Origin of the sequence: Ramlibacter sp. (genome assembly GCF_035554825.1) — a bacterium.
GTDB lineage: Bacteria > Pseudomonadota > Gammaproteobacteria > Burkholderiales > Burkholderiaceae_C > Ramlibacter.
In genome coordinates, this window is record NZ_DATMHS010000155.1 from 1 (window position 1) to 18,115 (window position 18,115).

Here is an 18,115-nt window from a genome sequence, read left to right on the forward strand (position 1 = left end):
CCGAGAACACGCGGTCGCTCGGGATGCCCATGTACTGCGCCGCCTGCGGGTCCTGCGAGATCGCCAGGATGGCGGAGCCCAGCCGCGTATGCTGGATGAACAGCCACAGCGTGGCGATCACCACCGCGCCCAGCCCCAGCGCCAGCAGACGCGAGCCGGCCACGTCGACCCCGCCGATCGAGAACTTCGTGTCAACGAAGGCCGGGACGTTGCGGTATTCCGAGCCGAAGGTGAGGAACAGCGCCTGCTCCACCACCAGCGCCACCGCCAGCGTGATCATCAGCACGGCCAGCTGCGAGTGCCGCATCGGTCGGACCAGCACGCGCTCGACGAAGATGCCGAACACCGCCACCACGGCGATCGACAGCAGCGCCGCGGGCAGCAGCGGCAGCTTCAGGCTGGTGAAGAAGTAGGCGCCGTACGCCCCCAGCGCATAGAACGAGCCGTGCGCGAGGTTGAGGATGCGGGCCACGCCGAAGATCAGCGTGAAGCCGACCGCGAGCATCGCGTAGATGGCGCTGCTCACGGCGCCGATGATCAGGATTTCGAGCAAGAAGTCCCCACTGTTCTCGACGCCCCGCCGCGGGCGGCGGCGGGGATGAAGCGCCAATGCGCGGCGCTTACTTCTTGATCCAGGCGGGGTACTTGAAGTCGGCGGTTCGCCGCTCCTTCGGGTACACCACTTCGCGCTTGCACCCGTCGCGCCACTGCGCCAGCAGCAGCGCCGGGCCCTTGAAGGTGGCGGTGCCGGGCTTGACGTCGTGCGTGTCGTCGAACTCGATCTGGCCGGTGATGCCGGTGAAGCTGGTCTTCTCCAGCTCCTTGATCACCTTGTCGGGCTCGGTGCTGCCGGCGCGCTTGACCGCATCGGCATAGATGTACACCGCGTCGTTGGCGTTGAAGGCCGTGTACACCGGCGAGCGGTTGGTGCGCTTGCCGAACTCGTCGAAGAACGGCACGGTGCGCGGCGTCAGCGGCGCGCGCACCGCGAAGTTGGCCGCCATCTCGCCGACCGACTTGCCGCCGATGCGGCTGCAGAAGTCGCCGTCCATGCTCTTGACGTCGATGCCGCCGTAGGGCATCGGGAACTGCGAGTCGTGCCACTGCTTGGCGAAGATGTCGCTGGACGCATGCGACAGCACCACCACCAGGTACTGCGCGCCCGAGTCCTTGACCTTGGAGAACAGCGGCGAGAAGTCGGAGGTCTGGGCGTCGAAGAACTCGGTGGCGCGCACGTCGGCGCCGGCTTCGGTGGCGCCCTTCTTCAGCAGGGGGATCAGGTCCTGCACCCACTTGGCGTTCTCGCCGACGATCGCCACCTTGGTGATGCCGAGCTCGCCCTTGACGAAGTTCGAGATGAAGCCGGTGAGCTGGCGCGCCTGGTGCGCGGAGTTCAGCGGGCCGACGCGGAACACGTACTTGTAGTTGTCGTAATCGGTCTTGACCTTGGCCTGGATCGCCGGCGAAGCCGAGCCGACGCCGAGGTAGATCGTCTTGGCCGACGAGATGTGCGGCAGTTGCGCCAGCGTGACGCCGCTGGTATAGCCGCCGATCAGCACATCGGCCTTCTCGTCGGCGGTCAGCTTCTTGATCGCGCTGATGCCGGTCTCGGGGTTCTCGGTTTCGTCGGCCACCACCATCTCGAGCTTGCGGCCGAGCACGCCGCCCTTGGCGTTGATGTCCTCGATGGCCATCTTGATCGCGTCCTGCGTGTCGCGTCCCACCTGCAGCTGCATCGCGGTGGGCACGCCGATGCGGATCGGCTTGGGCTGGGCCAGCGCGCCCGGCGCACCCAGTGCCAGTGCGGCGCACGCCACGCCGACCAGGAACGCGGACCGCGTGATGCGGAGTGTCGAACGCACCCCGTTTGCCTGGGATTTCATGACTTGTCTCCTGCCTGTTGCGAACAGCGTGAGTGGAGCCGAATTCCGTCCGGGCGGTCGATAGGGACTATCCCGGCTTCGTCGCTTGCGGGACAACGGTGCGCACTGCTCAGCAGCACGCGCGCGGTGCCACCTCAGCCCTCGAATGGCGTCGCCAGGTGCACCACGCAGTCGCCGCGCTCGACGCGCCCGTAGTGGCGTTGGCAGATCACCATGCCGTCGCGCTCGAAGCAGCAGCGCTCCGGCGCGCGGCCCGGGTTATCGACGAAGTGCACATGCCCGCACAGTTCGCCGGCGCGCACCTGCGCGCCGAGTTCGACCGCCGGCTCGAACAAACCGGCCTCCGGCGCGTACACGTAGTAGTCGCGGCCCTTCACCTGCATCAGGCGCGTCGGCCCGTCGAAGTCGCCCTCGGCCCTGCTGCGCTCGATCACGCCTGCATGGGCCAGCACGTTGCGCAAGCCGCGCTCGACGATCGCCACGCCGCGCCTGCTCACCGCCCCGCCGCCGCCGAATTCGCCGCCGAGCGCCACCAGCCCCTGGCCGATCGCCGCGACCTGGGACAGGCGCTGGTCCGGGCTGTGATCCCACACCAGGCCGATCGGCGCCCCGAACGCGCGCAATGCGCTCAACGCCCGATCGTTCAGCGCCGCGTCGGGGCCGACGCGCATCGACGCGAACGGCAGGTACTGCAGCGACGAGCCGCCCGAGTGCACGTCCTGGAACAGGTCGGCCATCGGGTACAGCACCGTGTTGATGTAGTGCGCGATCGCGTAAGTCGGGGTGCCGTCGGCATCGCCGGGGAAGGAACGATTGAGGTTGCCTTCGTCGATCGGCGACGTGCGCACGCCCGCCATCGCCGCCGGCAGGTTGGCCGCCGGCAGGACGATCACCCGCCCCTGGATCTCGCCCGGCTGCAGCTCGCGGATCAGCTTGCACAGCGCGATCTGCCCTTCGTATTCGTCGCCATGGTTGCCGGCCATGAGCAACACGGTGGGACCGCTGCCGTTGCGAATGACCGTGATCGGGATCGCGATGTTGCCGTAGGCCGAGCGGGTGACCGAGTGCGGCAGTTGCAGCCAGCCGTTCTGCTTGCCGTCCTGCTCGTAGTCGACCTTGGTCCAGATCTTGGTGTTGCTCATCGCGCTTTCCTCAGGCCCGGCGGGCCACATGGCGGGCGATGGCAGTGGCCAGCGCATCGACCTCGGCCGCGCTGGTGTCCCAGCGGCAGACGAAGCGGCCCAGGCGCGGGCCGCGGCGGTAGAACAGGATGCCGTCGGCCTGCAGCGCATCCAGGACGGTCGCATCCGTTTCGATGAACAGCTCGTTGGCCTCGACTGGCGCGACCAGCCGCACGCCCGGCAGCGTGCCGACCAGTGCGGCGATGCTGGCCGCCGCCTGGTTGGCGCCGCGCGCGAGCTTCAGCCACAGATCGCCCTCGAGATAGGCCAGGATCTGGGCCGAGGCGAAGCGCATCTTCGACCACACCATTCCGGCCCGCCGCAGGTGCTGGCCGAGCGCGGGCGGCGCGTCCGGCGCAAACACGACGATCGCGTCGCCGAGCAGGCCGCCGTTCTTGGTCACGCCGAACGACAGGATGTCGACGCCCGCCTTCCAGGCCGCCTGCGCCGGGCTGCAGCCCAGACTCGCCACGGCGTTGGCGAAGCGGGCGCCGTCCATGTGCACCTTCAGGCCATGGGCATGCGCCACCTCGGCGATGGCGGCGATCTCGTCGAGGCTGTAGACGGCGCCGAGGTCGGTCGCCTGCACCAGGTTCACGGCGGCCGGCTGGCTTTTGTGGGCGAGCCCGACACCGGCGCCGGCGATGGCCGCCGCCAGCGCCTGCGCCGAGACCTTCCCGTGCTGGCCGGGCAGCGGCACCATTTTCGCGCCGCCGCTGAAGAACCCCGTGGCATTCGACTCGGACGTGTTGATGTGCGCGTCGGGGCTGCAATAGACGGCGCCGAACGGGGTGCACACGGACGCCAGCGACAGCGCATTGGCGGCGGTACCCGTGGGCACGGGAAACACCCGCACGGCCGTTTCGAAGAGCTCCGCGAACCGCGTCTGCAGCCGCGCCGTCAGCGCATCCGCGCCGTAGCCGAGCGCGGTGCCCTCGTTGGCCTGGACCAGCGCCTCGATGAGCTGCGGCGCCACGCGGCCCGCGTTGTCGCTGCGGAATTCGATCGCCGGCTGCTCAGGCTTCATATGTCGACCCCAGGTGGAACAGACAATCGCCGCGCTCGGTGCGGCACGGCACGCGCTTGCAGATCACGACACCGGCGCGCTGGAACAGCGCCACGGCCGGTTCCCGCCACGGCGTGTCGTGGGAATGGATGAGACCGGCCTGCTGGCCGGCCGCGACTTCCTCGCCGAGTTCGACCAGCGGCTCGAAGAAGCCGCGCTCGGCGGCGTAGACGAAATACGTCGGGCCGCGCACCTGCAGCAGCCGCGTCGGCGGCGGCGGATCGGCAGGCACCGAATCGGCGAGCACGCCCACCCGCTGCAACACGCGGCGCACGCCCTGCTCCGCCGCGCGCAGCGCCGCCAGCGTCACCGTGCCGCCGCCGGCCAGCTCGGTGCCGAGGTGAACCACGCCCTGGCGCCGCGCCGCGGCGGTGAGCGTCTGGTCGCCGCCTTGCGCCGCGTCGGTCACGTAGGACACCGGCGCCGCGAAAGCCTGCAGCAGTTCCAGCGAACGGCGCATCCGCTCGGGGTCGGTCGCGCGCTGGCAGTTGGCGCTGGGCACGTACATCAGCGAGCTGCCGCCGGAATGCAGGTCCAGCACATAGTCGCACTGCGGCAGCAGCACGTTTTCGATGTACCACGCGATCTGCGCGGTCGGCCCGCCGTCCGGGTCGCCCGGAAAGGAGCGGTTCAGGTTGCCGCCGTCGATCGGCGAGGTGCGCATGCCGGCGTCGGCGGCCGGAAAATTGGCGGAGGTCAGGAAGATCAGGGTGCCGCGCACGTCCTTGGCTTCCAGCTGCCGCAACAGCTTGGCATGGGCGATCTGGCCTTCGTATTCGTCGCCGTGGTTGCCGGCCATCAGCAGCACCGTCGGCCCCGCGCCATTGCGGACGCAGGCCACCGGAATCGGGATCCAGCCGTAGGCCGAGCGATGCACGGAATGCGGCAGGCGCAGGAAGCCGACCTGCTTGCCGTCGCGGGCGAAGTCGACTTCGGAGGTGATGCGGCTCGCGCGCGCGGGCGTGGTCGTTTGGTTCATGGCAGATGGCAGGCGACGAAGTGGCCCGGCGCCGCCTGGCGCAGCACCGGCGGTTCGGCGCGGCAGCGGTCGAGCGCGTGCGGACACCGGGTGTGGAAGTGGCAGCCCGGCGGCGGCGCGCTCGGACTGGGAATCTCACCCGGCAGCGGCATCAGCGGCTGGCGCGGGCCGGGGTTGGCGCGCGGCACGGCGGCCAGCAGCGCCCGGGTGTACGGATGCTGCGGCGTGGCGTAGATCGCGCGCTTGTCGGCCAGCTCGACGATGCGCCCGAGGTACATCACCGCCACGCGGTCGGCCACATGCTTCACGACGGCGAGGTCGTGCGCGATGAAGAGGTACGCCAGGCCGAACTCCCGCTGCAGGTCGCGCATCAGGTTGACGATCTGGGCCTGGATCGAGACGTCGAGCGCCGAGACCGGCTCGTCGCACACCACGAAGCGCGGCTGCAGCGCCAGGGCCCGCGCGATGCCGATGCGCTGGCGCTGGCCTCCGGAGAATTCGTGCGGATAGCGGTCCGCGTATTCCTGGCGCAGGCCGACCACCTGGAGCAGCTCGGCCACCCGCTGGCGCCGGCTCTCGCGATCGCCCACGCCGTGGATCCGCAGCGGCTCGCCGACGATGTCGCGCACCGTCATGCGCGGGTCGAGCGAAGCGTACGGATCCTGGAACACGATCTGCATCCGCCGCCGCCGCTGCCGCATCTCGTCCGGCGACAGGCGCATGAGGTCCTCGCCTTCGAACGAGATGGCGCCCGCGCTCGGCTCGACCAGCCGCAGCACCAGCCGCCCGGTGGTCGTCTTGCCGCAGCCGCTCTCGCCGACCAGCCCGAGCGTCTCGCCCGCGCCGATCTCGAAATCCAGCCCGTCGACGGCACGCACCGCGCCCACGGTGCGCGGCAGGAACGCGCCGCGCCGGACCGGAAAGTGCTTGACGAGGCCCCGCACCCGCAGCAGCGGCTCAGACGGCATGTGTCGCTCCATTCAATGCGAAGCAGGCCGCGCGGTGTCCCGCCCCGACCTCGACGAACGCCGGTACGCCTTCGCGGCACGCCGCGTGCGCCTGTGGGCAGCGGGGATGAAAGCGGCAGCCGCGCGGCAGCTGCGCGAGGCTGGGCACCATGCCGGCGATCGTCGGCAGCCGGTCCTGCTCGCCGTCCATCGCGGGAATGCTCTCCAGCAGCAGCCGGGTGTAGGGATGCGAAGGCTGCTCGAAGACGGACCGCACGCTGCCCTCCTCCACGATGCGGCCCGCGTACATGACGATCACGCGATCGACCACCTGCGCGACCACCCCCAGGTCGTGCGTGATCAGCACCACCCCCATGCCGAGCTCGCGCTGCAGGTCGCGCAGCAAGGCCAGGATCTGCGCCTGGATCGTGACGTCCAGGGCGGTGGTCGGCTCGTCGGCGATCAGCACCTGCGGCCCGCACGCGAGCGCGATCGCGATCATCACGCGCTGGCGCATGCCGCCCGACAGCTCGTGCGGATACTGGTCGATGCGATGCTCGGGATGGCTGATGCCGACCTTGCGCAGCAGCGCCAGGGCCCGCCCCTTCGCCTCGCGCCGGCCGAGCCGTTCGTGCACGCGCAGTGTTTCGCCGATCTGCTCGCCCACCGTGAACAGCGGGTTGAGCGCCGTCATCGGCTCCTGGAAGATCATCGAGACGTCCTTGCCCCGGACCTGGTTCAGCGCGGCTTCGTCGAGGCCGACGAGTTCGCGCCCGCGCAGGCGGATGCTGCCGCCGACGACGCGTCCCGGCGGATCCGGCACCAGCCCGAGCAGTGACAGGGCCGTCACGCTCTTGCCGCAGCCGGACTCGCCGACGATGCCCAGCACCTCGCCCGCGTCGAGCCTGAAGCTCACGCCGTCCACGGCCAGCTGCTCCGCGCCGCGCCGGCCGAAGCCGATGCGCAGGTTCCCGACCTGCAGCAGCGGCTCAGCCATGCTGCACCCGCAGCCGGGGATCGAGCACGTCGCGCAGTCCGTCGCCCAGCAGGTTGAGCGCCAGGCACACCAGGGCCACCGCGATGCCGGGGAAGAGGCAGATGTGCGGCGCCTCGCGCAGGTAGTCCTTGCCTTCGGCAATCATGTTGCCCCACGTCGGCGTGGGCGGCGGCGGCCCCACGCCCAGGAAGCTGAGGATCGCCTCGGCCAGGATCGCGTAGGCGAAGACGAAGGTCAGTTGCACCAGCAGCGGCGGCATGCTGTTGGGCAGCACGTGGCGCCAGATGATCCAGCGGTCGCGCGCGCCGCAGGCCCTGGCCGCCTTCACGTAGTCCATTTCCCGCACCACCATCACGGTGGACCGCGCGATGCGCGCCATCCGCGGCGTGTAGACGATCGCCAGCGCGATCACCGCGTTGCCGGCCGACGGGCCCAGCGCCGCGGCGATCGCGATCGCCAGCAGGATCGCCGGGAACGACATCAGCGCGTCCATCAGCCGCATCAGCGGGTCGTCGAGCCGCCGGTAATAGCCGGCCAGCACGCCGATCACGGTTCCCGCGACGGCGGTGACCAGGGCGACGGCCGAGCCGATCGCCAGCGACAGCCGGGCGCCGTGCACGATGCGGCTCCAGATGTCGCGGCCGTAGTTGTCGGTGCCCAGCGGATAGTCCCAGCCCGGCGTGCGGAACCGCAGCCGCACCCGCATCTTCTCCGGCGGCAGCAGCTGGATCAGGTCGGCCAGGAGCGCCATCGCCAGCATCAGGGCCAGGATGACGGCGCCGGTCATGAACAGGCGATGGCGCGCCAGCCGTCGCCACAGCGGCGGCGGCGGCACGGCAGCGAGCTCAGGCTCCGCCGGCGCCGGCCCGCCGGTCGCGGCCACCAGGGGGTCGGCCGGGAGCTCAGCGCTGGTCATACTGGATGCGCGGATCGATCACCGCGTAGAGCACGTCCACGACGAGGTTCAGCAGCACCAGCACGGCCGCCGTCACCAGCAGGCCGCCCTGGATCATCGGGTAATCGCGGCCGAAGATCGCATTGGCCAGCAGCCGGCCCATGCCGGGGATCGAGTAGACGGTCTCGATCACGACCGAACCCGAGAGCAGCAGGCCGAAGCTGATGCCGACCACGGTCACCACCGGCACCAGCACGTTCTTGAGCACGTGCTTGCCGACGACCATCGGCCGGGGCAGTCCCTTGGCGCGTGCCGTGCGGATGTAGTCCTGCTGCAGGATTTCGAGCACCGCGGCGCGCGTGATGCGCGCGAGCAAGCCGATCTGCAGCAGCGCCAGCGAGATGCCCGGCAGGATCAGGCAGCGCACCCAGCCCGCCGGGTCGTCCGCGAACGGCACGTAGCCCCCCGCCGGCAGCCAGTCCAGCATCACGCCGAACAGCACGATCAGCATCAGGCTGAGCCAGAAGTTCGGCACCGAGACGCCGACCAGCGCCAGCGTCAGCACCGCCTGGTCGACCCAGGTGTTGGCGCGGATCGCCGCGACGATGCCGCAGGGCACGCCGACGGCCACGGTGAGCAGCAGCGCGAAGCCCGCGAGCGCCAGCGTCACCGGCACCCGCTCGCCGATCGCCTGGGTGACCGGCCGGTTGAGCAGCAACGACTGGCCCAGGTCGCCGTGCGCGAGGTCCACGTACCAGGCCGCGAGCTTGACCGGGAACGGCCGGTTCAGCCCGAGCTGCTCGCGGATCTGCGCGATCTCGGCGTCGGTGGCGTTCTGCCCGGCGATGACCGTGGCCGCGTCGCCGGGCACCAGCTGCATGATCGACGCCGAGATCAGGCTCACCAGCAGCAGCACCGGCACCGCGGCGAGGAGCCGCCGGACGATGAACTGGATCATGGCCGGCTCGCGCGCCACCCGCGCCCGGACTCAGCGCGCCGCCTCATCCCACACGTTCCAGAGGCGGGGAATCCGATAGGGGGCGAAGCCCTTGATGTTGGCGCGGGCCGCCTGCTTGCGGTAGAGGTCGCCGAACTTCAGGAACAGCACCTGGTTGTAGACACGCGACTGGAACCTGGCGAAGCTCGCCTTGCGCGCTTCGAACGTGGCGCCCGACACCATGTCGGCATACAGCTTGTCGATCTCCGCGTCGGCGATCACCTGGTTCTTCTGGGGCGAGACCACGTCCTTCATCGCCGAGAACGGACCGACGGAGGGGCCGGAGCCCTGGCCGGTGAACCACAGGTTCCAGGCGTCCTTGTCGGCGCGGCGCTTCATCGCCGTGGCCCAATCGAACACGTCCACCCGCACCTTGAAGCCGACGGCCTTGAGCTGCTCGGCGACGATCTGCGCGGCCTTGTACATGCTCTGGTAGCTGGAGTTGGTGATGATCACGAGCTCCTCGCCCTTGTAGCCGGCCTCCTTGAGCAGCGCGGCGGCTTTCTTCGGGTCCTTGGCGTTGTAGAACTCCTTGCCGTCGGTCACGTAGTACGGGTTGCCGGGATACTGCAGCCCCGGCTGCAGCCCGTACGCGCCGTCGGCGGAGATCTCCATGATCTCCTCCATGTCCAGCGCCAGCTGCATCGCGCGGCGAACCTTCAGGTCGTTGGTCGGCGGCCGCGAGTGGTTGACCCAGGCACCGTGCAGCCAGAAGTTCTTCAGGTCGTAGATGACGACGTTCCGGTTGCCGGCCAGCCGCTTGGCGGATTCGGGCGGCAGGTCCTCGATGATCTGCAGCTGGCCCGACTCCAGGCCGGCCACGCGCGCGCCGGGCTCCTTCACCAGCTTGAAGTCGACGGTGTCGAACCAGACGTTCTTGTGCCCGCCGAAACCGTCGTTGCCCTTGGCGCGGGGGTCCGGCTTGTAGCCGTCGAAGCGCTTGAGGCGGATGTGGCTGTCGGGCACCCACTCGACGAACTGCAGCGGCCCGGTGCCGATCAGGTCGATCTTGCCGCCCTCACGGTCCGCCTGCTCCGCCGGCAGGATCGCGATCGGCACGACGAAGGCCGACAGCTCCTCCAGGAAGATCGGCTCGGGCTTGGCCAGCGTCAGCACGAACGTGTGCGGATCGGCCGCGGCCATCGAGGCGACCGTCGCCAGCGTCACGCGCGCCAGCGCCATGCGCCGGTAGCGCTCGAACGAAGCCTTGACGTCGGCGGCGGTCAGCTCCTTGCCATTGTGGAACTTCACGCCGCTGCGGATCTTGAAGGTGTAGGTCAGGCCGTCGGGGCTCACCTTCCAGCTCTCGGCCAGCTCGGGAATGACCTGGTTGCTCTCGCCGCGCGTGACCAGCTGCTCGAAGATGTGCATCGCGATGTTGCGCGTGGCGATCGACGACGAGAAGTAGGGATCGAGCGTCGGCGGCGGCGCCTCCTGTGCGAACACGAGCATCGCGCTGCGCTTTTGGGCCTGTGCCTGCTGCGGCGCGGCGGCGATGCAGGCGCTGACGGCGAGGGCCGCCAGCACCCGGCACACCGAGCGCGCGCGGGCCGCGCCGGCTTTCACACTGATCATGGATGTCTCCTGCTGTTGTTGGATGAACCGCCGGTCGGCGCCGGCGCACCGGGCGCCGGCGAAGCGGCGCTTGCCGGATCGCCCCCGCGCCGTTCACTCGCCCTTGATGTTGGCGATCTTCGCCACCTTCGCCCACTTGCCGGTCTCGAAGGCGATGTACGACTCGAACTCCTCCGGCGAGTTGCCGACGGTTTCGGAGCCGGTCTTCGACAGCGCCTCGCGCACCTCGGGCATCTTCAGGATGCGGTTGATCTCCGCATTGAGCTTGTGCACCACCGGCTTGGGCGTGTTCGCGGGCACCAGCACCCCGCCCCAGGAGACCGCCTCGAACCCAGGCATGCCGAGCTCCGCGACCGTCGGCACGTTCGGCAGGTGCGGCAGGCGGTTCTTGGTGCCGACGGCCAGCGCCTTCAGGCGGCCGGACTGCACATGCGCCAGCGACGAGGGGCCGGTCGTGAACATGGCATGGATGTGGCCGCCGATCATGTCCTGCAGCGCCAGGCCGTCGCCCTTGTAGCTGATGCGCTCCATCCTGATGCCGGCGTTCATCATGAACAGCTCCATGGCGAAGTGGCCGGCGGTGCCGGTGCCGCCGGTGCCGTACGAGAACCTGCCGGGCGCCGCCTTGGCCTTGGCGATCAGTTCCTCCACCGAGTTGATGCCCGCGTTGGCGTTGACCACCAGCATCAGCGGCACGAGGTTGGTGAGCGACACCGGCTGGAAGTCCTTGGCGGCGTCGAAGGGCAGCTTGTAGATGCTGGGGTTGATCGCATTGGGCCCGACGTTGCCCATCAGCAGGGTGTAGCCGTCCGGCGCCGACTTCGCGACATGGCTCATGGCGATGATGCCGTTGGCGCCGGGACGGTTCTCGATCACCACCGGCTGCTTCCAGGCCTCGCTCAGCTTCTGTCCGATGGTGCGGGCCACCACGTCGGACGCCCCGCCGGGCGGGTACGGCACGACGAACTGGATCGACTTGGCCGGATAGTCCTGCGCGGCGGCCGGCGCGACCGCGGCGAGTGCGACCGTCATCACGGCCAGCCAGCGGCTCCTGCAGGAAAGGAAGGAAAAGCTCTGCCTCATCCGAACGCTCCTTGGCGACGCGCGCCGAACCTGACCGCCCCCGGTCGCCGCCGCGCGCGGCGCCGGCCCCTGTCCACTTCAGACGAAATCGTTCTTCAGCCGGGTCTCGCCCCGCCACAGCCGCTGCAGGTTCTCCAGCAGCAGGTCGATCACGTTTTCTTCGTATTTCCGGGTCTCGCCGGCCGAGTGCGGCGTGATGAACGTGTTGGGCAGCTCCCACAGCGGCGACGCGGCCGGCAGCGGCTCCTCCCAGACGCAATCGAGCGCGGCGGCGGCGAGCGCGCCCGAGCGCATCGCCGCGACCAGCGCCGGCTCGTGCACGACCTTGCCGCGGGCCACGTTGATCAGCGCCGCCGTGGGCTTCATCGCGGCCAGCGCCTTCGCGTCGATCAGGTCCTGGGTCGACGGATTGAGCGGACAGGTCAGCGCGACGAAATCCGCCTGCGGCAGCACTTCCAGCAGCGCCGCCTGCGGCACCGCGCGGTCGGCCGCCTCGGCGCCGGTGGAGGGGTCACGCTTGACGCCGATCACGCGCATGTCGAACGCCTTCGCCAGCGTCGCCAGGCGCGATCCGATGCGGCCCATGCCGACGATCACCAGGGTCTTGCCGCCGAGCTCGTCCTCGCGCTGGCCGATGTCGGAGATCAGGCCGCGCCAATGGCGCGCCGACTGGTTGTCGCGCGCCAGCGGCAGCTTGCGGGCGATGGCCAGGATCAGCGCGATGGCGTGTTCCGCCACGGCCCGTTCGTTGACGCCCTGGGCGCTGGCGACGCGGATGCCGGCCGGGCCGAGGACGTCGCGCGAATACTGGTCGGTGCCGGCGCTGATCGACTGGATCAGGACCAGCCGGCGCGCGCGTTCCACGAACTCGTTGCGCCAGAAGCCGGAGACGCAGAGCGCGTCCGCCTCGCCGATGCGCTCGCGCAGTTCGTCGACCGAGCGCACCTCGAACGAGCGGATGGCGGTGTTGCGCGCCTGGAAGCGCTCCTGCATGCGGTAGGCCGCATGCGCGAAACAGATGGTGAGTTGTTCTTTCGGCGGCAGCGCGCGTGTCGTCATCGATGGTCCCTGCTTTGTCTCTCTCGGCCCGTTCGGCGGCGCGCGCAACGCAACGCGGCGCGAATCACTATAGGGCTTCACCCGCGCGCGAGCGGCTAGTATGATCCCTAGGAGCTGCGGCACGGCACCGGCGCCGCGTGTGCTGCGAAGGGCCCCATCGCGCCGCGCGACTACGAAGAACAGTTTCAGCATGAACGAGAGTTCCCGCACCGCGGCGCCGGCCAGGCGCGCGCAACGCATCGCCGCGATCGAAGTCTCCGAGATCCTGCGCATCGGCGCGCTGGCGGCCGAACGCCGCCGTCAGGGCCGTCCCGTCATCGTGCTCGGTGCCGGCGAGCCTGACTTCGACACCCCCGACCACGTCAAGGAAGCGGCGATCCGCGCCATTCGCGCGGGCCAGACCCGCTATACGGCGCTGGACGGGACGCCGGAGCTGAAGGCGGCGATCCAGCTGAAGTTCAAGCGCGAGAACGGGCTCGACTACGCCATCGACGAGGTCACCGCCGGCGCCGGCGCCAAGCAGGTGATGTTCAATGCCTTCATGGCCACGCTCGATCCCGGCGACGAGGTCATCATGGCGGCGCCGTACTGGACGTCGTACGCCGACATCGTGCTGATCGCCGGCGGCCGGCCGGTGCCGGTACGCTGCAGCGAAGGCAACGGCTTCCGGCTGCAGCCGCAGGACCTGGAGGCGGCGATCACGCCGCGCACCCGCTGGCTGATGCTCAACTCGCCGTCCAACCCGAGCGGCGCCGCGTACACCGCGCAGCAGCTCGCGCCGCTGCTGGAGGTGCTCGAGCGCCATCCGCAGGTCTGGCTGCTGAGCGACGACATCTACGAGCACCTGCTGTACGACGGCCAGCAGTTCGTCACCGCCGCGCAGCTGGCGCCGCAACTGAAGGCGCGCACGCTCACCGTCAACGGCGTGTCCAAGTCGTACGCGATGACCGGATGGCGCCTCGGCTACGCCGGCGGACCCAGGTCGCTGCTGTCGGCGATGGCGGTGGTGCAGAGCCAGAGCACCTCCAACCCCTCGTCGATCAGCCAGGCCGCGGCGGTCGCGGCGCTCACCGGACCGCAGGAGCTCGTGACGCAATGGCGCGATGCGTTCCAGCGCCGCCGGGACTTCGTGGTGGCGCAGCTCAACGCGATGCCGGGCGTCAGCTGCCGCCGCCCCGAGGGCGCGTTCTACACCTTCGCCAATTGCGCCGGCCTGATCGGGCGCCGGGCGCCCGACGGGCGCGTGATCGACAGCGACGCCGCGTTCTGCCGCTACCTGCTGGAGGCGCACGACGTGGCCGTCGTGCCCGGCAGCTGTTTCGGGCTGGCGCCCTACTTCCGCATTTCCTACGCGGCCTCGGATGCCGACCTGCGCGAGGCCTGCGAGCGCATCGCCGTCGCGTGTGCAGCGCTGCACTGAGCCGAAGGCCTGCGCACGCTCACGCGGCGCCGGCCGAGCCCGGCACCGCCACCGCCTGCACGGGCGCCTGCACCTGCGCCAGCCCGCCCAGGAACAGGTCGGCGACGATCGGCGCCATGGCGTCGTAGTCGAGCGGCCCCTCCGGCCGCATCCAGGTGAAGAGCCAGTTGATCATGCCGAACAGCAGCATGGTGAGCGGCTTGCTCAGCGCCTGCTGCGTGAGGTCGGGGCGCAGCGCGGCGACCACGCGCGCGAAGCCGTTCACCACCTCGCGCTCCTTGTCGAGGATGCGCTCGCGGTCCGCGGCCTGGAGAAACTTGACGTCCTCGGTCAGCACCCGGTGCGCGCTCTGCGCGTGCGCGTACTCCCGCACCAGGCGGCCGATCAGCAGCCGCATCTGGCCGGCCGGTGTCTGCTCCTGCGCCAGCGATTCGCCGACGATCGCCTGCAGCCGCGTGACGTGGCTTTCCGCGATGCTCACGAGCAGGTCGTACTTGTCGCGGTAGTAGTGATACAGCGTCGCCTTCGACAGGCCGCAGGCCTCGGCGACCTGGTTCATCGACGTGCCCGGATAGCCGCCGCGCGCGAACAGCAGCGCCGCCTGCGCCAGGATCAGGTCGCGTTGCTCCGCGTAGCCGGCCGAGCGCCCGCGTCCCATGCGGTCAGCGCTCGTCGAACGAGAGCACCACGCGCTCGGTCATCGGGTGCGCCTGGCAGGTGAGCACGAAGCCCGCGGCCACCTCCTGCTTGCCGAGCGCGAAGTTGCGTTCCATCCGCACGTCGCCTTCGAGCACTTTCGCGCGGCAGGTGCCGCACACGCCCGAGGTGCAGGAGAACGGCACCTCCAGGCCCGCCGCGGAAGCGGCGTCGAGGATGCTGGCCTGGTCGCGCGAGAAGTCGATCTCGCGCCGCAGCCCGTCGCGGACGATGACGACGCGCGAGCGCTCGGCGTCGCCCGGCTTGGGCTCGTGCACCACGGCGCCGACCGCGCCGGCCTGCTGCGGCACGCCGAAGCGCTCGACGTGGATGCGGTCCTGCGGCACGCCCGCGGCCAGCAGCGCGGCCTCGGCCTCGTCGTTCATCTGGAACGGCCCGCAGACGAATGCGTGGTCGACGCTGGCCGCGGGGACCAGCGCCCGCAGGAACTCGCCGATCTTCGCGCGGTCCATCAGACCCATGTTGATCGGTGCATCGGTATGTTCGTCCGAGAACACGTGGTGCAGCACCAGCCGGGTGAGATGGCGGTCCTTCAGGTCCTCGATCTCCTCCTTGAACATCGTGGACTTCAGCGTGCGGTTGCCGTAGATCAGCGTGAAGCGGCTGCGCGGCTCGCGCGCCAGCACGGTCTTCATGATCGACAGGATCGGCGTGATGCCGCTGCCGCCGGCGATGCCGAGGTGGTGGCGCTGCGCGGCGGGCGCCAGCGGCACGAAGAAGCGCCCTTGCGGCGCCATCACGTCGACGGTGTCGCCCGGCTTCAGGTGCTCGTTGATCCAGTTGGAGAACACGCCGCCGCGCACCTTGCGCACCCCGACGCGCAGTTCGCCGTCGTCCACCCCGGCGCAGATGGAATAGGAGCGGCGCAGGTCCTGGCCGTCGATCCGCTTGCGCAGCGTGAGGTACTGGCCCTGCGTGAAGCCGAAGACGGGCCGCAGCTGCTGCGGCACGTCGAACGAGACGATCACGGCCTCCTCGGTGTCGGGCTGCACGGCGCGCACGCGCAGCGGATGGAAGATGACGCTCATGCCGCCGCCGGGCCGCCCCAAGGCGGCATGGGCCCCCTCGGGGGGCAGTGCAGCGGCGCAGCCGCAAACGTGGGGGTCAACATTTTTCAGATCGGCTTGAAATGTTCGAACGGTTCGCGGCAGTCGAGGCAGCGGTACAACGCCTTGCACGCGGTGGAGCCGAACGCCGACAGCCGTTCGGTGTGCCGGCTGCCGCAACGCGGACAGGCCAGTTGCGGCGCGCGCGCGCCACGGCCGACGAAGCGCACCGGCACCGCGCCGTCGGCCGGCACGGGCCCGGGCGGCACGATGCCGTATTCCCGCAGCTTGCGCTGGCCTTCGGCCGTGATCCAGTCGGTGGTCCATGCCGGCGCGCGCCGCAGCGTGGTGCGGGCCGGGCCGAGTCCCCGCGCGTCCAGCGCGTCGAGCACGCTCTGCGCGATGGCTTCGGTCGCCGGGCATCCCGAATAGGTCGGGGTCAGCACGATTTCGAGCGCGTCGCCGTGCTCGATCACCTCGCGCACGATGCCGAGTTCGCAGACCGAGAGCGCCGGCACCTCCGGGTCGAGCACCGTTTCCAGCACGGCCCACGCGCGTTCCACGCGCGGCGCGGCGGCGGCGACGTCGGCCATCACCACACCCCGCCCGGATAGGCGCGCTGCAGGTGCTGCATCTCGGCCAGCAGGTAGCCCAGGTGCTCGCTGTGCACCCCGCGCTTGCCGGTGCTGAGGAACGGCACCTCGGCCGGGACGGCAAGGCCGGCTTCGCCCAGCATCGCCCCCATTTCCTCCTGCCAGGCCGTTCGCAGCTCGCTCCAGCGCGGCCCGAGTCCGGCGGCGGCGGCCTCCTCGTCGATCCGGTCGTCGGCGAACAGCTCGGCCGTGTACGGCCACAGCTCGCGCAGGGCGCGCTCCATGCGCTGCCGCGATTCGTCGGTGCCGTCGCCCAGCCGCACCACCCAGTCGGCGGCATGCTGCTGGTGGTAGCGCGCTTCCTTCACCGCCTTGCCGGCGATCGCGGCCAGCTCGCCGTCGCTCGACTCGCGCAGCCGCTGCCACAGCAGCTGGAAGAAGGTGGCCATGATCGCGTTGCGCAGCGTGGTGAGGGCGAAGTCGCCCCGCGGCAGCTCCACCAGCGTCAGGTTCCGGTAATCGCGCTCCTCGCGCAGGAAGGCGAGCTGGTCCTCGTCGTGGCCGGCGCCTTCGAGCGCGCCCGCATGCGCCAGCACGGCGCGCGACTGCCCGATCAGGTCGAGCGCCATGTTCGCCAGCGCGATGTCTTCCTCGAGCGCCGGCGCATGGCCGCACCACTCGGAAAGGCGCTGCGCGAGCACGAGCGCCGTGTCGGCGATGCGCAGCAGGTACTGCACCGCGGGCTTTGCTTCGATCTGGATGGAGGCCTGCATGCCCGGCCTCACATGTGATCGACGGAAGCCGGCAACTTGTAGAAGGTCGGGTGCCGGTACACCTTGTCCTCCATCGGATCGAAGTAGCTGTCCTTCTCGCGCGGATCGCTGGCGACGATGTGGTCGGAGCGGACCACCCACACGCTGGTGCCTTCCTGCCGGCGCGTGTAGACGTCGCGCGCGACCTGGATCGCCATCTTCGCGTCGGCCGCGTGCAGGCTGCCGCAGTGCTTGTGGTCGAGCCCGGACTTGCTTCGGACGAACACCTCCCAGAGAGGCCATTCCTGTTTCGCGTCACTCATGTCACATCCTTGTCAATGGTGCAGGAAACCCAACAGCCGAACGCAGAGGGCGCCGAGGATACGCAGAGGACGCAGAAGAACAGCCATGAAAAAACGAATTCTTCTGCGTCCTCTGCGAGTTTCTGCGCCCTCTGCGTTCGGCAGTGGGTGTCAGGCGGCCTTCGCTGCCGAGTCCTGCTTGCGCGCATGCGCCAGCGCGGCCTCGCGCACCCAGGCGCCGTCGTCCCAGGCTTTCACCCGGGCCGCGAGGCGCTCGCGGTTGCACGGGCCGTTGCCGTTGACGACGTTCCAGAACTCGTCCCAGTCGATCCGGCCGAAGTCGTAGTGCTGGCGCTCCTCGTTCCACTTCAGCTCGGGATCGGGCAGCGTGACGCCGAGCACCTTCGCCTGTTCGACGGTCGCATCGACGAATTTCTGGCGCAGCTCGTCGTTGGAGATCCGCTTGATGCCCCAGCGCATCGACTGCGCCGAATTGGGCGACTGGTCGTCGGGCGGCCCGAACATCATCACCGAGGGCCACCACCAGCGGTCGACGGCGTCCTGCACCATGGCCTGCTGCGCCGGCGTGCCCTGCTGCATCATCACCAGCAGGCTCTCGAATC

Annotated in this window: 19 protein-coding genes; 1 reads left to right on the forward strand and 18 read right to left on the reverse strand. The window is 69.9% G+C overall.

Annotation, left to right across the window (positions count from 1 at the left end; genetic code table 11):
- From VNT59_RS19475 to VNT59_RS19530, 12 genes are all read right to left on the reverse strand, one after another.
- Positions 1-553: branched-chain amino acid ABC transporter permease (locus VNT59_RS19475; protein WP_325501203.1), on the reverse strand; the 553-nt coding region annotated here is incomplete at its 3' end.
- A 67-nt stretch (positions 554-620) separates the two neighbouring features.
- Positions 621-1,883 carry an ABC transporter substrate-binding protein gene (locus tag VNT59_RS19480; RefSeq protein ID WP_325501205.1) on the reverse strand — a complete coding sequence of 421 codons (1,263 nt, stop codon included), beginning with the start codon at positions 1,881-1,883 and terminating at the stop codon, positions 621-623.
- A gap of 134 nt (positions 1,884-2,017) precedes the next feature.
- Positions 2,018-3,025, reverse strand: coding sequence for a succinylglutamate desuccinylase/aspartoacylase family protein (locus tag VNT59_RS19485; protein WP_325501207.1), 1,008 nt, complete (start codon positions 3,023-3,025; stop codon positions 2,018-2,020).
- 10 nt (positions 3,026-3,035) lie between these two features.
- Positions 3,036-4,091 (reverse strand): threonine aldolase family protein, encoded by a 1,056-nt coding sequence (locus VNT59_RS19490; protein WP_325501209.1) that lies wholly within the window; start codon positions 4,089-4,091, stop codon positions 3,036-3,038.
- A complete protein-coding gene (locus tag VNT59_RS19495) occupies positions 4,081-5,109 on the reverse strand; it encodes a succinylglutamate desuccinylase/aspartoacylase family protein (RefSeq protein WP_325501211.1) in 1,029 nt (342 codons plus the stop codon). Before VNT59_RS19495 ends, VNT59_RS19490 begins: the two co-directional genes overlap by 11 nt.
- The gene (locus VNT59_RS19500; RefSeq protein ID WP_325501213.1) at positions 5,106-6,077 is read right to left on the reverse strand and encodes a dipeptide ABC transporter ATP-binding protein; all 972 of its coding nucleotides are present in this window, start codon (positions 6,075-6,077) and stop codon (positions 5,106-5,108) included. The genes VNT59_RS19495 and VNT59_RS19500 overlap by 4 nt, the downstream gene beginning before the upstream one ends.
- Positions 6,067-7,053 (reverse strand): ABC transporter ATP-binding protein, encoded by a 987-nt coding sequence (locus VNT59_RS19505; RefSeq protein WP_325501215.1) that lies wholly within the window; start codon positions 7,051-7,053, stop codon positions 6,067-6,069. Before VNT59_RS19505 ends, VNT59_RS19500 begins: the two co-directional genes overlap by 11 nt.
- A complete protein-coding gene (locus VNT59_RS19510; RefSeq protein WP_325501217.1) occupies positions 7,046-7,969 on the reverse strand; it encodes an ABC transporter permease in 924 nt (307 codons plus the stop codon). Before VNT59_RS19510 ends, VNT59_RS19505 begins: the two co-directional genes overlap by 8 nt.
- Positions 7,956-8,906 (reverse strand): ABC transporter permease, encoded by a 951-nt coding sequence (locus tag VNT59_RS19515; RefSeq protein ID WP_325501219.1) that lies wholly within the window; start codon positions 8,904-8,906, stop codon positions 7,956-7,958. The genes VNT59_RS19510 and VNT59_RS19515 overlap by 14 nt, the downstream gene beginning before the upstream one ends.
- Positions 8,907-8,936: 30 nt before the next feature.
- On the reverse strand, positions 8,937-10,520 hold the full coding sequence (locus tag VNT59_RS19520; protein WP_325501221.1) for an ABC transporter substrate-binding protein: 1,584 nt from the start codon (positions 10,518-10,520) through the stop codon (positions 8,937-8,939).
- A 93-nt stretch (positions 10,521-10,613) separates the two neighbouring features.
- A complete protein-coding gene (locus VNT59_RS19525) occupies positions 10,614-11,603 on the reverse strand; it encodes a tripartite tricarboxylate transporter substrate binding protein (protein WP_325501223.1) in 990 nt (329 codons plus the stop codon).
- A gap of 78 nt (positions 11,604-11,681) precedes the next feature.
- On the reverse strand, positions 11,682-12,662 hold the full coding sequence (locus VNT59_RS19530) for a D-2-hydroxyacid dehydrogenase (protein WP_325501225.1): 981 nt from the start codon (positions 12,660-12,662) through the stop codon (positions 11,682-11,684).
- Between the two features lie 190 nt (positions 12,663-12,852).
- Between VNT59_RS19530 and VNT59_RS19535 the strand changes: the two genes are divergently transcribed.
- A complete protein-coding gene (locus VNT59_RS19535; RefSeq protein ID WP_325501227.1) occupies positions 12,853-14,082 on the forward strand; it encodes a pyridoxal phosphate-dependent aminotransferase in 1,230 nt (409 codons plus the stop codon).
- 19 nt (positions 14,083-14,101) lie between these two features.
- On the opposite strand, the gene VNT59_RS19540 is transcribed toward VNT59_RS19535, so the two are convergent.
- The 6 genes from VNT59_RS19540 to VNT59_RS19565 form a co-directional block, all read right to left on the reverse strand.
- Positions 14,102-14,740, reverse strand: a complete 639-nt coding sequence (locus VNT59_RS19540) for a TetR/AcrR family transcriptional regulator (RefSeq protein ID WP_325501229.1) — start codon at positions 14,738-14,740, stop codon at positions 14,102-14,104.
- A gap of 4 nt (positions 14,741-14,744) precedes the next feature.
- On the reverse strand, positions 14,745-15,827 hold the full coding sequence (gene paaE / locus VNT59_RS19545) for a 1,2-phenylacetyl-CoA epoxidase subunit PaaE (protein WP_325501231.1): 1,083 nt from the start codon (positions 15,825-15,827) through the stop codon (positions 14,745-14,747).
- Positions 15,828-15,913: 86 nt separating this feature from the next.
- On the reverse strand, positions 15,914-16,438 hold the full coding sequence (gene paaD, locus VNT59_RS19550) for a 1,2-phenylacetyl-CoA epoxidase subunit PaaD (RefSeq protein ID WP_325501233.1): 525 nt from the start codon (positions 16,436-16,438) through the stop codon (positions 15,914-15,916).
- Complete coding sequence (gene paaC / locus VNT59_RS19555) at positions 16,438-17,211, reverse strand: 1,2-phenylacetyl-CoA epoxidase subunit PaaC (RefSeq protein WP_325501235.1); 774 nt, start codon at positions 17,209-17,211, stop codon at positions 16,438-16,440. The genes paaD and paaC overlap by 1 nt, the downstream gene beginning before the upstream one ends.
- An 8-nt stretch (positions 17,212-17,219) precedes the next feature.
- On the reverse strand, positions 17,220-17,513 hold the full coding sequence (gene paaB / locus VNT59_RS19560; protein WP_325501237.1) for a 1,2-phenylacetyl-CoA epoxidase subunit PaaB: 294 nt from the start codon (positions 17,511-17,513) through the stop codon (positions 17,220-17,222).
- Positions 17,514-17,663: 150 nt separating this feature from the next.
- Positions 17,664-18,115 (reverse strand): Phenylacetic acid catabolic protein (locus VNT59_RS19565; protein ID WP_325501239.1); only part of this gene is annotated, 452 nt, incomplete at its 5' end.